This window comes from Pontibacter sp. YIM B11418 (assembly GCF_059278805.1).
Window position 1 is genome coordinate 520,863 of sequence record NZ_JCAEMH010000003.1, and the last position, 14,185, is coordinate 535,047.

Genomic DNA, 14,185 nt, shown 5'->3' on the forward strand with positions numbered 1-14,185 from the left:
TATCCTGGGATAGGTATAGCATGGGTTGGTCTAGGATGAATAAAGTTGGCAGGCAGGTAATTTGCTGAAGTGGGTGTGTTATTCCGTTTATCTGCTATATTTGGAGTATAGCAGGAGTAGTATTCCTGCTATACTATAGTTGGCGGTAATATAAAACATGAAAACATCCATTATAACCTTACTTATTTGCTTTGTTTTATTTAGCTGTTCAGAAGGGTATCCAGAGTTAGGAGAAGGGTATAAGATTGTTGGTGAAGGAGGCTATACCACTGCCGTAGCGAATAATCAAAATACTCTTATAATTTCGGAATATATACTGGACTATGCAGCAGATTCAACTTTCGTAATTGTTGCACAGTCACCACCTGACAGCTTGCCTGTGATGAATTCTTTTTACTACTCAGATAATGACAGGAAAGAGATTGCATCTGATAAAAATGTATTCAGGCAATATTGGATTATTAACAAGAAGGAGCACAGCAGTTATTCATATGACTCAACAATTCAAATGGCTAGGTATTCAAATGTATATGGACCTTACAATAAAATTCAATATTCTGAGCAACGTATTAATTTAAACGTGTCAAAAAATCTAAAACTTAAAAACGAATAAAACGACTGCCGCCAACAAAGTGCAGCTTTAACCCTTGCTACGCTTCGGGCTTCTTCTGCACCAACCCGTTATGGCGGCATTTATAAAGAAATCATTCAATGTATAAACATGAACAACAACGATATTTTACGCCGGCTCCGCTATACATTTGATTTTAATGACGCTGAGCTGATGGAGCTTTTTAAGTCTGGGGGGGAGCAGGTAACCCGCGCAGAAATCATCGAGTGGATGAAAAAGGAAGATGAGCCCGGGTTTAAGGAAATGAGCGACCTGCACCTGGCAGCTTTTCTCAATGGTTTTATAAACGAGAAACGTGGCAAAAAGGAAGGCGAGCAACCTAAGCCCGAAAATAAACTGAATAACAACATCATACTTCGTAAGCTCAAAATTGCCCTGAACCTGATAGACGAAGACATCCTGGATATTCTGGAACTGGTAAAATTCCGTTTAAGCAAGCACGAACTCAGCGCCTTTTTTCGCAAACCCGACCACCAGCATTACCGCCCGCTCCAAGACCAGATTCTGCGCAACTTCCTACACGGCTTGCAACTAAAGCACCAACCCGAATCAGGTAAATAAGGTAGTTTTAAAACTCGCAAAATGCACAAAGCTTAGTAGAAGCCTAACCCAGTTCTCCCCTACTCTTCTCGAAAAAATATACTTAATTTGGCCGAAAATTGGCTTACAAGGAATTTTACATATAAATGAGCAGCATTCAGGAAGCTCTTCTCACCACACCTTGTCCTTGGTTAGTGCACGCCCACAACCAGCACCAACCAGACAATTACAATAGAAATGCCGCTAATCTTGGCCCTTTCCTGCCCAATTATCTAAATTTGAACCGTATCTTTGCGTATAGAAAAATAACTAAGCATGCTTCACTTCTTTTTTAGTCAGCCCGATACAGTTTACGCCGTACAAACCGAGCGGGAACTAAACGCTACAGACATTCAAAAACTGGAATGGTTATTCGGCAACGCCACTCTAAAGCAGGAAACTGTGCTGAGTGGCTTTTTTGTTGGTCCTCGTGCCGCTATGATCACCCCATGGAGTACCAACGCGGTGGAGATCACGCAGAACATGGGCATCGAAGGCATTATCCGCATCGAAGAGTTTAAAACAGTGGCGGAGGATTTCACGGATTTCGACCCGATGCTTTCCCAAAGGTATAAGAGCCTGGATCAGGAAATCTACACCATCAACATACAGCCGGAGCCTGTGCAGCCTGTAGAGGATATCGCTGCCTATAACAAACAGGAAGGACTGTCGCTGAGCGAAGAGGAAGTGGATTACTTAAACCAACTTTCCGAAAGACTGGGCAGACCGCTGACCGATTCCGAAGTTTTCGGCTTCTCGCAGGTGAACTCCGAGCACTGCCGCCACAAGATCTTCAATGGCAAGTTTGTGATCGATGGCGAAGAGAAAGAAAGCTCGCTTTTCAAGCTGATCCGCAAAACATCCGAAAAGAACCCGAACGATATCGTTTCGGCTTACAAAGATAACGTAGCCTTTGTAAAAGGGCCGGTGGTGCAGCAGTTTGCCCCAAAACGTGCCGATATGCCTGACTACTACCAGGTAACTGACTTCGAATCGGTTATCTCCATCAAAGCAGAAACGCACAACTTCCCGACTACGGTGGAGCCTTTCAACGGCGCCGCAACCGGCTCGGGTGGTGAGATCCGCGACCGACTGGCCGGTGGCCAGGGTGCCCTGCCATTGGCTGGAACGGCTGTGTATATGACCGCCCTTTCCCGTCTCGAAAAAGACCGTCCGTGGGAACAGGCGACACAGGAAAGAAAGTGGCTCTACCAGACGCCAATGGATATCCTGATCAAAGCTTCGAACGGAGCCACGGATTTCGGGAACAAGTTCGGTCAGCCGCTCATCACGGGTTCTGTGCTCACTTTCGAGCATGACGAGAAAGCTGATCTGCTGGAAACGCCACGCAAACTGGGCTACGACAAAGTGATCATGCTGGCAGGTGGCGTTGGCTACGGCAAAGCAAGCCAGGCACAAAAAGGACACCCGAAAACAGGTGATAAAATCGTGATCCTGGGTGGTGAGAACTACCGCATCGGTATGGGCGGCGCTGCTGTTTCCTCTGCCGACACCGGCGAGCACGGCACAGGTATAGAACTGAACGCGATCCAGCGCTCGAACCCTGAAATGCAGAAACGCGCTGCCAATGCCATTCGTGGTATGGTGGAAGGCGAGCACAACCCGATCGTTTCGATCCACGACCACGGTGCCGGCGGACACTTAAACTGCCTTTCCGAACTGGTGGAAGAAACAGGCGGCAAAATCGACCTCGACAAACTACCGGTTGGCGATCCTACCCTTTCCGCCAAAGAGATCATCGGCAACGAGTCGCAGGAGCGTATGGGTCTGGTGATTGGTGAAAAAGATATTGAGACACTTCAGAAAATAGCCGAGCGCGAACGTGCCCCGATGTATACGGTAGGCGACGTGACCGGCGATCACCGCTTTACATTCCAGTCAGGCTCCACAGGTGAAAAACCGATGGACCTGGAGCTGAGTGACATGTTCGGCAGCTCGCCTAAAGTGGTGATGAACGACAAGACAGTTGCCAGAGAATACCAGCCGGTGACCTACGATCAAAGCCAGCTGCATACCTACCTCGAGCAGGTGCTGCAACTCGAAGCCGTGGCCTGTAAAGACTGGCTCACGAATAAAGTAGACCGTTGTGTGGGTGGCCGTGTAGCGAAACAGCAGTGCGCTGGTCCGCTGCAATTGCCACTCAATAACTGCGGTGTGATGGCGCTGGATTTCCAGGGTAAGGAAGGTATAGCCACTTCGGTAGGCCACGCCCCGATCTCGGCCCTGATCGATCCGGCAGCGGGCAGCCGCAATGCCATTGGAGAATCACTTTCCAACATCGTTTGGGCTCCTATGAAAGACGGCTTGCAAAGTGTTTCGCTTTCTGCCAACTGGATGTGGGCTTCCAAGAATGAGGGAGAAGACGCCCGTCTCTACAAAGCAGTAGAAGCCTGCTCTGAGTTCGCGATTGCCCTGGGCATCAACATCCCGACAGGCAAGGACTCGCTTTCCATGAAGCAGAAGTATAAGGACGAAGACGTGATTGCGCCGGGCACAGTGATCATTTCAGCAGCCGGCAACTGCAGCAACGTGCGCCAGGTGGTAGAGCCGGTGTTGCAGCACAATGGCGGCAACATTTACTACATCAACCTATCCAACGACAGATTTAAGCTAGGCGGTTCTTCTTTCGCGCAGGTCCTGAACAAGATCGGAAACGAAACGCCAGATATCACAGACGCTTCTCTGTTCAAGAATGCTTTCAACACCCTGCAGCAGCTGATCAAAGAAGACAAGATTGCCGCAGGCCATGATATTGGCAGTGGCGGTCTGATCACGACGCTATTAGAAATGTGTTTCGCAGACAACAACCTGGGTGCCTCCATTGACCTGACATCGCTCGGCGAAGCGGACAGCATCAAAGTGCTGTTTGCCGAAAACATTGGGGTGGTATTCCAGGCTTCGGCAGACGTAGAAGAAACACTGAAAGCTAATGGTGTTCCTTTCCATAAAATAGGTACAGCGACCTCTTCTGCCACGCTGGAACTGAAGAACGGAAACGATGCCTATACCTTCGATATCGCGCAGCTGCGGGATACCTGGTTCAAGACCTCATACCTGCTCGATATCAAGCAAAGCGGTCCGCACAGCGCCCGGGAGCGATTCGAGAACTACAAGAAGCACGAGCTCACCTATACCTTCCCGGCAGGATTTGACGGCAAAAAGCCAGCGATCGACAGCTCCAAGCCAAGAATCAAGGCGGCCATCATCCGCGAAAAAGGAAGCAACTCGGAGCGTGAAATGGCCAATGCCATGTACCTGGCCGGTTTCGACGTGAAGGACGTGCACATGACCGACCTGATCTCCGGAAGAGAAACCTTGGAAGACATCCGCTTCATCGGCGCTGTGGGTGGTTTCTCCAACTCCGACGTACTGGGCTCTGCCAAAGGATGGGCGGGTGCCTTTATGTACAACGAGAAAGCGAAGAATGCCATCGAGAACTTCTTCAAGCGCGAAGACACGCTTTCGGTAGGTATATGCAACGGCTGCCAGCTTTTCGTGGAGCTCGGTTTCATCACGATGGGGCATGACCAGAAGGCACGCATGCTGCACAACGTGAGCCAGAAGCACGAGAGTATCTTCACTTCCCTGACCATCCAGGAAAACAAATCGGTGATGCTTTCGAGCCTGGCCGGTTCCACCTTGGGTGTTTGGGTGTCGCACGGCGAAGGTCGCTTCAGTCTGCCACACACTGAGGACAAGTACCAGATCGTTTCGAAGTACGCCTACGAAACCTACCCGGCCTGCCCGAACGGCTCTGACTACAACACCGCCATGATCTGCGATGAAACAGGTCGTCACCTGGTGATGATGCCACACATCGAACGTTCGCTCCTGCAGTGGCAGTGGGCGCACTACCCGAAAGGCCGCCACGACGAGGTATCGCCATGGATGGAAGCTTTCGTGAACGCCAGGAAATGGCTGGAAGCGAACGGCAACTAAAGCCAGGTATAACAGTCCTGAAAAATGAAAGGCGCTCCGGTTAATTCCGGAGCGCCTTTTTTGTGTTCACAGCTTTTCTTAAGCAAGGCTGATGCAGGTATACGCCTACAGTGCCCAATGGAAAAAGCATTACCCTTAGGGAAAAGGATTATCCCCAAGGATTATCCCCTTGAGGGGATTATAGGGGTGTATGACTAAGGAGTGTAATACTTGTGTTCTCAGATACTGGTGAATAATCACAGATGTAAACACCCCTCTGCGCTCCCCTCAAGGGGAGAATCTCCTGGAATAAAACTGCATCACCCCAGGTATCGTTATCAAATCCCCTGCAACTGCTGCATGTAGGAAGCCCCCACCGGCACTTCATTTCCTTTGATGCATACCTGGTGGCGCTCTATTTTATCGATCTGCTTTTTGGCTACGATGTATGAGCGGTGCACGCGTACAAAGCTATCGGCTGGTAGTTGCTCGCTCAGTTCCTGTATCGTCATGCGCGAAAGCAGCTTTTTGCCTTCCAGCACAAAGGTCACGTAGTTGCCCGCCGCCTCCAGGTATAGGATCTCGTCGTAGTGTACCTTCACCTGCTCGTAACCTGTTTTCAGGAAGATATAATCTTTAACTGTTGCTGACGTAGCCGAGGTGCCGCGCAACTGCAGCAGTTCCTGAGCCTTGTTGCAGGCCTTCACAAACCTGGGCAATGAAAAGGGCTTCAGCAGGTAGTCCACTGCATCCAGCTCAAAGCTCGTGACAGCGTGCTCCGAGTAGGCTGTTGTGAAAATGACCATTGGCTTCTTGGGCAGACTGGTTACGAACTCCAATCCGGAAATATCGGGCATTTTGATGTCCAGGAGCAGCAGGTCGACCGGCTCGTTCTGCAGGAACTCCAGGGCCTTGAAGGCATCCGTAAAGCAGCCTACCAGTTCTAGGTAAGGTACTTTGGCAGCGTGCGCGCGCACCACTTCCAGGGCCATCGGTTCGTCGTCTATTGCTATTGCGCGCATATCTATTTTTTTAGTGTAGACCTGTTTGAGGGTATTTTATTTTACTTATTCTTTTGATAAAAAGCACTGCGAAAGCCAGTAAATAAATCGCCATCCTATGACAGGCTTTTATCCAGATTTAATCAGCAGTACCTTGAAGCTGTGGATCCAGGAGCAGACCTGTCGTACCCCGTTTCTTCTGTTCTGCTCTTCAACCCTTAATTTACAGATTCCAATTTTGGCAAAGCGTATTCCTTGTTTAATAAAATATGAAAGATCCCCATCACAATTTCTTTATAAGCATAATCAACCCCATTAAAGGTGTATGCAAAAGTCATGTCTTGGTGAGGCATATAAACCAGAAGGGATTTAAATGCGTCCATACCTCCCATGTGGCCAATCATTTTTTCCTCCTGTAAAATAGGAATAGGGTACATTCCAATCCCAGGTTCTTCCTTCATTATCGCAAGGGAATTTTCAGATACTAATTTTCCATCAAAAAGACCGTTCATAAACTTGTTGAGATCTTCTGGAGTTGAAATTATCCCTGCCGCTCCACGGGGAATGCTTAAGTCAATATGAATAGGTTTTTCCCACACGCCATCTTTCTTTTCGTAGGAAATTGACACGAATTTTTTAGGGTTATTCTCCCCGTAATAAGTATTTTTTAGCTTAAGGGGTTTGAGGATCCGCCTTTCCAGAATTTTACCGAAATCCTTATTTTCAATATCTTCAAGAATGAATGATAGTATGATATAATTCGTATTGGAATAGTCTCTTTTTTCCCCAGGAGAGAATACACTGCCGTTTTCTTTGATTTTGATCAACAATTCGTCCTTACTCCTTTTTTCTACCATCCACTCGTTAAAATTTGGGGTTTTTATAATATCAAAAAGACCACTTTTGTGCTGCAGGAGTTGCTGAATGGTTGTTTCATCTGCGTTCGGCAATTCGGGGTAAAAGGCAGCCAGCTTGGTCTCTAAAGATAATTTGCCTTCTTCAACTAGCTGCATGACAAGCGTAGCAGTGAACATTTTGGAAACAGATCCAGTCCTGTATTTCGTGTGAGCCGTTGCTTTTATTTTTTTATCTACATCGGCGTAGCCAATTGATTTTTGATACACACTTTCACCCTTATGATAGACCGATAGACTACCCATTGCTTTGTCATATTTTTCTAACAAGAAAAATAAGCTGTCCATTTTTTTTGTCTCGAACACCTGCGCAGATAAGCTTGTGGCGACAAATAGAAAACCGCAAAAGAATACTAGTATTTTCATGATGCTGATTTTTTGATGGATGATATGTTTTACTAGTCGGACAAAGGAAATTTTGACAATGGACAAAGGACTTCAAATAGACTAAAAATACAGAATTACAATAAAGTGGCCCAAGTCTCAAGAAACTACATAAAACTCTGATTATAAATGTTTTAAAACCTAAAGCTCTTTAATCCTTTGTCCAAACCTCTTTTGTCCTTGCGCTGTACTTACAATTGCAGTGTGAGGTGCACAAAAAACTCTTCCGGCGTATCGCGGATGATCAGTTCATGCCGCTCCGGGTACAGGAGATTGAGTCGCTGTCTTACGTTGATCAGACCTATACCTGAGGCGTCTTTCTCCGGGTCCTGCTCAGATTTCTTCTGCTTGCTGTTATACACGTCAAAAAAGATCTTATTCTGCTCGCTGTGCAGACTTATCCGGATCCAGGACCTATGCTTGAGACTGATGCCGTGCTTGAAGGCATTTTCAATGAAAGGGATCAGCAGCATGGGCGCAATGTAATGGTCCCCTACTACATCGTCAATCTTGGTCTCGATCGAGATGTTGGGTGAGGCCGAGGTGCGCAGCAGCTGCAGGTCAATGTAGTTGCGCATGTACTCGATCTCGCGCGAGAGCAGAATTTTCTGCTGGTGGTTTTCGTGCAGCATAAAGCGCATCATGTCGCCCAGCATCTGTATACCTTGCGCAGTACGTTCGCTGTTCTCCTGCAGGGCTGTTCCGTAGAGGGTGTTCAGAGCGTTAAACAAAAAGTGAGGGTTGATCTGCGAGCGCAGAAAATCCAGGTTAGCGGCCGAATTGCCCAGTTCTTTTTTGAGCACATACACCTCTTCTTTGCCTGCCAACTGGCGCTTGTAGATCTGCCAGGTAATGGGGCCGGTTACCAGAAATTGGAAAAGGGAGTTCACAAAGCTGATTTCGAACGCGGAGTCTTCACTTTGCACGATAACCATCAGCAGCAGGGAAACAGGAACATACGCCAATACCTGTATCAGCAGCACCCGGGCCTGGTAAGCCAGGAATTGCCGCTTTGCCTTGCGGGCTGCTGGTATCAGGTAATGAAACGAAACAAGATACAGGACTATCGCATTCAGAGAAATTATCGCCCACAAGGCGGTCTCATTATCGCCGATGTTGAACACCATCATCAAAAACACGCTCACCATCCAGATAATAAAGACTGTCAGCGTTTCCCGGTTAATAAACCGGTACCTGGCCGAGATAACCGTGGCATTGGACAGCAGGTATAGCCCGCTGTATTTGATAAAGGTATAGATCCCCACCAGCAGCAACAGAAACAGGGTATGGCGGAAGCTGTCCTGGAAAATCAGGTCATAGTCCTGCTCTCCTGGATAATACCAGTTTATCAGGTAGCTTTTGGTGTAGGTGTCGAGCACACCCGACACGAAGCCGTAGGTTAGGTACAGGCCCAGCAGCATCAAGGAATATAGGGGCACACGCTCCTTCTGCATCAGCTTGGGTATGATCCGGAAATTGAGCAGCAGGAAACCCAGGTATAGCAGGGTGTAGCGTATGAGTTGCGGCCAGAAATGGTGCTTATAAAAACGATAGTCTACCCCTGCGTCCTCAAAATCCCATCGATTGGGCCCATGCGTCGTGGAAAGCGCAAAGATCGAAAAAACGAAGATCGCAGTGGCCACCCAGAACTCTATCTTAGTGGTTTGGAGCGGTTTTGCGATGTTGTTGTCTAATGTCATGTCATTCATAAAACAATGATAAATGAAAGGGTTGAGTATAAACAAAAAATGTGATGAAAGCGGCTGATTTTGTGACGGAAGGGGCTAGAACATGGTATCGAGTATAAATTGCAGCAAATGAGATAATTGCGCTACCACATCGCTGTCTTCGAAAAAGAACTGACCCTTGTCCGGTTCGTACAGCGTGGCCAGTACGCGCATCAGCATGTGCTTCAGCCCGTCGTTTGAGGCCAGCAAGAAACACAAACCGAGCAGTATCATCCGATTGATACCTCTCAGGGCTTGCACCCGGTTCGGATAGGTTTTGGAGATGTTTCCGATCGCTAATTCTATCATTTCTGTTTTCTTAACCTGCCTATACCTGGCCAACTGCTTACCAAGGCCTTAACAGGTATAAGATTAGCGAACAGAAATCCGGACTTCAACTAAAAGTGATGAACCACCGGAAAGATGTGATAAACCGAACAAAATATGGATCTGCGCCCGCGTTGGACTCCAATTGCTAGCCAGACTCTCCGGGCTATGAAAAGGACATTTCAGCAGGGTGCATGGAGTACTAATAAAAAAACCGCTCAGGTTCGTGGGCGGTTCTATTAGCAACAGGTTTTCAGGTGTATACCTTGGGCTTTATCCGGATCAGAGCCGGGCAAACCATGGAGATGATTTACAAAGCAACTGTCAGGTTAAACTGGCTTTAGTAGAATCACATAAAATTTTCAGTAACGCAGCGCCAGGTAGGTAAAGAACGTATCGAAGTACTCATCTTTACTCAGTAAGTTATTGCTGTTTCGATCCCAGCTGTCAAAAATTCCCATCGCGAACTCCGCTTCGCTTACCAGTTGACTATTGTCCAGGTTCCACTTTTTAAATAAACCGAGCTTGCTTATTCCTTTGTGGAATTCATCATAATCCAAGTCACCATTCGTGTCTGCGTCCCAGGTGGCCCAGTTTTGCTTTTCGAATCTGAAGTCTTTCACAAACTTCTCCCACTCATCTTTCTTAATATTGTCATCTAAGCTCAACATCATATAGAGGCCATTGCTGAGCTGTGTCTCATTAAATTGGATACCGTTAGTAAAGTCAACCGGAAACCAGCCCCAATCGAGATAGTGATAAAAGGTATTGTTTTCAAAGGCTTTGGCAAATGCTGTTTTGTCAATGTCTGGTGCTTCTACTGTGATCGTGACGGAATCTCTGGCTACGTTATTTTGCCTGTCCTTTGTCTCTGAAACCAACTTGTAAGTTCCGGACGGCATGTCGCGCGGATAAAAAGAGGTATTGAATTCTGTATTTCTCAGGACATCTGTAAACGGAAACAGTTCCATCACTTCGTGCTTTTGCCCATCGGCACTAACCAACCAGGCACTTACGTTTTTCAAAGCATCGTTGTCTGAAAGCCTGACACGAATGGAAACAAGGTTGATGACCAGATGATTCGAGTTTGCTTCCGGAGAAAGAAGTTTGATTTTGGGTTTTTCTGTGTCAGGTAAATTATTATTTGTATTGGGGCTCGGATTATCGTCATCACCGCAGGATACCAGCGCGCACAAAAGAAGCAAAAAGAAGAGTTTATAAATTTTCGCCATAGCCATCGGTTTCAAAAGGAAAGATAGACAAACACGACAGTGCGGAATCAGCCCATAGGAGTGGCTGTAGTGGAATATGAATAGATTTGTGCTCAGGTCAGGTATCCGATGCGGATAGGAATTTTGAGAGACTCAAAATTAGATTCTGTTGCCATTCTGCGTAGACCTGTTCTTTCTTAAATGGTACTGCCCGCGGTACTTCAGCCTAAGGTATACCCCGGCTAATGATAGGCAGGTCTGCTCTATACCTGAATATATACGTTGTGGGCTTATTGCCAGCAAATCCAGAACAGATGGGCGGGGAATTATTACGTAGATGCGCTCATTTTACCCACAAAAAGAATCCAAACAGGGGTAAATTCAGAGGGAGCGTTTCTGTCCGTGCCAGCTTACTTTATACCTGATCTACCCTCACCCACTGCATGCCGGCGGCCTCTGCTGCTTTTACGCCGGGCTCACCGTCTTCAAACACCAGGCAATGCTCGGGTGCAACACCCAGCTTTTCTGCAGCCAGCAAAAACGGGTCGGGAAATGGTTTGCCTTTAGCTGTGTCGCCGGCGCACACCAGCACTTCTACCAGGTGACCGATCTGAAGCACCTCCAGCGTTTTCCGGATCATCTTCTCCGCCCCTCCCGACACCACCCCGATCTTTACCCGCCCGGCATGGGCAACCAGGTGGTCGACCACAAACTGCACGGGCTTTGTTTTGGCGATGAACTCGTGGTAGAACAACTCTGATTTGGTTTTTTCGAAGGCTATCGGGTCGAAGCAGCTCCCGTACCGTTTGTTGATCTCTACAACCACAGCAGGTATAGGTAGCCCGGCAAACTCGTCTATTATCGCAGGGTCAATCACGACACCTTGTTCCGCGGCCACCTGAACATAGGTATCCTTGTGCGCCTGCATGTTGTCAGCCAGCGTGCCGTCGCAATCATAAAGAAAGGCCTGGAAATCCCCTGCTGTTCGCTTGAGGAGTTCTTCATAAAGGCGCTTGTTTTGAATCGCGGTGTTATCTTTTGTCATGGGAGAGTTTGAGTCCAGGTGTAGACAATATTAGCGTATGGCAGCCACAAACCGCCCGATAGACCTGCTCACAGCCCCATTGCTGGCCACCAGCCAGTTGAATAAGAGGATGCCGCACGCAGCACACACTATACCTGCCAACACATCCAGCACATAGTGGTGCGAGGTATAGACGGCCGCGAACCAGATGCCGAACGTGATGATGGTGAAGAGCACTTTGGCAACTATACCCAGCTTGTTCTTTAAGGCGTAGTAGAGCACGATCAACGGGTAGGCGGAGTGTAGCGAAGGCATGGCCGCAAATACATTGGAGCCCTTGGCATACAGCGAATGAAAGACCGTAATGCCAAAGAACGAATCGAAGCGCACCAGACCGGCCGTGTTGCCGGGTGTGGTGGCGATGAAGTCGAAGCCATGCAGCTGCACATACCAGGGCGGCGCGGCCGGGTATAGGTAGTAGACTACAAAGCCCAGCAGGTTAACGAGCAGAAACGTGAGCGAAAAGTATACAAACTGCTGCCGGTTCCAGAAGAACAGAAAACCGGCAAAGGCCAGCGGCACCGGCACCCAACTGAGGTAAAAAATACCGCTCAGCACATCCAGAAAGGTATGGCTGTGCAGCTGCCACCACTCGTTGGGCGTCAGTACAGCGCCACCCTCACGTATCCCGAACACGGCTTTCTCAGCGTTATACAGGTCCCCGATGTGCACGGCGTTGAACCAGTAGTTCGGGAAGGCTTTCATGTAATCGTACAGCACCCAGAACACGATGAAGATCGAGAAGCCGGTGATAAACTTGCGGGTAATGGGCGTGGCAAAGTAGAGAGCATTCGCCAGGCCGATCAAAAACAGCTGATCGGTTTTGAAGCCCACCAACAGGTAGGACAGCAGCAAATACCCAACCGATAAGGCGGCCAGCACCAGTGCTTCCCGTCGCGATACGCCTTTCTTCTCCCCTGCCGCCGCAGTTGTTGTACGCATGTTATTCTTTGTCAAAATCAGATCCGAAATCTTTGTCCCGCAGCGCCTGGCCTATACTATAGCCTGTGGTAACGTCGAAAAAGAGGTGCAAATCCTGGAGAAACTCCCGGCAGGCTGACACGAAATTAAACTTCATCTGTAAACTAAGGCTTTAAGCGACCTGTCACTGCCTTGCCGGTGGCAGCGTCATAGCCGCTCAATTCTACATATAGCACATTAGGCACCCAAAACGTACCGCCTTCGATGCGTACGAACACCCGGTTCAGGATTGCCTCTTGCTTATTGATCGTGGTATAAACGTGGTATTTGCCATCTTTGGCCTTGCGCAGGTATAGCGGCAACTTCCCGTAACTCACGAACTTGAGCTCGTAATTGTCCTTGCCCAGCTTTTTGGTGTTCAGGCCATAGGCGAACTTGCGCTGAATGTAGTTCAGTTCCTTGCGCTCCCCCCCCATCCGCATACCGGATCCAGTAGATGTGTATAGGCTCTGCCTCATTCAGCAAGCCCTTCGCATTCCGGTTCAGTTCGTACACCACCGTGTTGGCATTGGGGTCGCGCTGCACGTAAAATTTCAGGTCCTTAATGCCTTTCGGCACCGGTAGGGAATCAGCTTTTGCTTCGGCTATACCTGCCGGACTATTGGCACTGGCGCTGCTTATACCTGTGTATAACAGCATGAGTGCCAGATAAAATATCTTTCTCACGTTGTAAATCTTCTGCTTAGCGTGCTGCCATCTCTTTCTGCTCCATGGCTTTTTTAGAGTCCATGAGCCTGTTGTAAGCCGTAATATTCGTCATGACGGCCATCACGGTGATGGGCAAGGTGAATACCGACATGGTCTCAAAGATATGGAATGGAATACCCGGCACGTATACCTTGTAATCAGCTCCCACAAAGTAGTAGGTCACCCCGCAGGCAATGGCCGACACGCCGATCAGCACGATCCGTTCCGGCCGCTGCATCAGGCCTCCCTTGCACTCCACGCCCAATCCCTCGGCGCGAGCCCGGGTATAGCTCACCATCATGGAGCCGATCAGGGCCACAAAGGCAAAGAGCGAGCTGAGCAGGTAGTGGTGCGAGATCAGGTAGTAGCAGATACCCATGAACATGATCATTTCGCTGTAGCGGTCGAGCACCGAATCGTACATGGCCCCGAAGGTCGACTTCATGTTACCCAGCCGCGCCACCTGCCCGTCGAGCATGTCGAACACGCCGGCGAACAGCACCAGTGCTCCGGCCCAGCCCACGTACTCTAACTCGCCCCTGTTGCTGGTTTCCCCGCCCCAGATGAAGATGCCGGCTACGCCAATGTTGAGAATCAGGCCGGTGGTGGTGACGGCGTTGGGCGTAAAGCCAAGTTTGATCAGTAGCCTCACAAAGGGGTTGATCACCGTGTAGATCCCCTGCTGCAGCGCGTCGCGTAATTTTTCCATGCTCATGCGTT

The 14,185-nt window shown here is 48.7% G+C and carries 12 protein-coding genes and 1 pseudogene; 3 read left to right on the forward strand and 10 right to left on the reverse strand.

What is annotated here, in order from left to right; genetic code table 11:
• Positions 1 to 157 precede the first annotated feature (157 nt).
• The 3 genes from AC4QZR_RS10070 (at position 158) to purL (ending at position 5,170) form a co-directional block, all read left to right on the forward strand.
• Positions 158 to 613, forward strand: a complete 456-nt coding sequence (locus AC4QZR_RS10070; RefSeq protein ID WP_494480794.1) for a DUF3997 domain-containing protein — start codon at positions 158 to 160, stop codon at positions 611 to 613.
• A gap of 108 nt (positions 614 to 721) precedes the next feature.
• Entirely contained in the window at positions 722 to 1,192 is a 471-nt protein-coding gene (locus tag AC4QZR_RS10075) for a YehS family protein (RefSeq protein WP_494480795.1), read from the forward strand.
• Between the two features lie 294 nt (positions 1,193 to 1,486).
• Positions 1,487 to 5,170: a phosphoribosylformylglycinamidine synthase gene (gene purL / locus AC4QZR_RS10080; protein WP_494480796.1), complete on the forward strand. Its 3,684-nt coding sequence runs from the start codon at positions 1,487 to 1,489 to the stop codon at positions 5,168 to 5,170.
• A gap of 317 nt (positions 5,171 to 5,487) precedes the next feature.
• Here purL and AC4QZR_RS10085 read toward each other — a convergent pair whose 3' ends face one another.
• The 10 genes and pseudogenes from AC4QZR_RS10085 to AC4QZR_RS10130 all read right to left on the reverse strand — a co-directional run bounded on the left by AC4QZR_RS10085 (position 5,488) and on the right by AC4QZR_RS10130 (position 14,174).
• Positions 5,488 to 6,171 carry a LytR/AlgR family response regulator transcription factor gene (locus tag AC4QZR_RS10085; RefSeq protein ID WP_494480797.1) on the reverse strand — a complete coding sequence of 228 codons (684 nt, stop codon included), beginning with the start codon at positions 6,169 to 6,171 and terminating at the stop codon, positions 5,488 to 5,490.
• Positions 6,172 to 6,368: 197 nt separating this feature from the next.
• Positions 6,369 to 7,430, reverse strand: a complete 1,062-nt coding sequence (locus tag AC4QZR_RS10090; RefSeq protein ID WP_494480798.1) for a serine hydrolase domain-containing protein — start codon at positions 7,428 to 7,430, stop codon at positions 6,369 to 6,371.
• Between the two features lie 209 nt (positions 7,431 to 7,639).
• Positions 7,640 to 9,148: a sensor histidine kinase gene (locus tag AC4QZR_RS10095; RefSeq protein ID WP_494480799.1), complete on the reverse strand. Its 1,509-nt coding sequence runs from the start codon at positions 9,146 to 9,148 to the stop codon at positions 7,640 to 7,642.
• Positions 9,149 to 9,232: 84 nt separating this feature from the next.
• Positions 9,233 to 9,484 (reverse strand): hypothetical protein, encoded by a 252-nt coding sequence (locus tag AC4QZR_RS10100; protein ID WP_494480800.1) that lies wholly within the window; start codon positions 9,482 to 9,484, stop codon positions 9,233 to 9,235.
• Between the two features lie 380 nt (positions 9,485 to 9,864).
• Positions 9,865 to 10,734, reverse strand: a complete 870-nt coding sequence (locus AC4QZR_RS10105; RefSeq protein ID WP_494480801.1) for an EF-hand domain-containing protein — start codon at positions 10,732 to 10,734, stop codon at positions 9,865 to 9,867.
• A gap of 394 nt (positions 10,735 to 11,128) precedes the next feature.
• Positions 11,129 to 11,758 (reverse strand): HAD family hydrolase, encoded by a 630-nt coding sequence (locus AC4QZR_RS10110; protein ID WP_494480802.1) that lies wholly within the window; start codon positions 11,756 to 11,758, stop codon positions 11,129 to 11,131.
• A 30-nt stretch (positions 11,759 to 11,788) separates the two neighbouring features.
• On the reverse strand, positions 11,789 to 12,739 hold the full coding sequence (locus AC4QZR_RS10115) for a phosphatase PAP2 family protein (protein ID WP_494480803.1): 951 nt from the start codon (positions 12,737 to 12,739) through the stop codon (positions 11,789 to 11,791).
• Between the two features lies 1 nt (position 12,740).
• On the reverse strand, positions 12,741 to 12,875 hold the full coding sequence (locus AC4QZR_RS10120; protein WP_494480804.1) for a hypothetical protein: 135 nt from the start codon (positions 12,873 to 12,875) through the stop codon (positions 12,741 to 12,743).
• A 7-nt stretch (positions 12,876 to 12,882) separates the two neighbouring features.
• Positions 12,883 to 13,336, reverse strand: a pseudogene (locus AC4QZR_RS10125) (DUF4833 domain-containing protein).
• A 124-nt stretch (positions 13,337 to 13,460) separates the two neighbouring features.
• Entirely contained in the window at positions 13,461 to 14,174 is a 714-nt protein-coding gene (locus AC4QZR_RS10130; protein WP_494480805.1) for a CDP-alcohol phosphatidyltransferase family protein, read from the reverse strand.
• Positions 14,175 to 14,185: the final 11 nt, after the last annotated feature.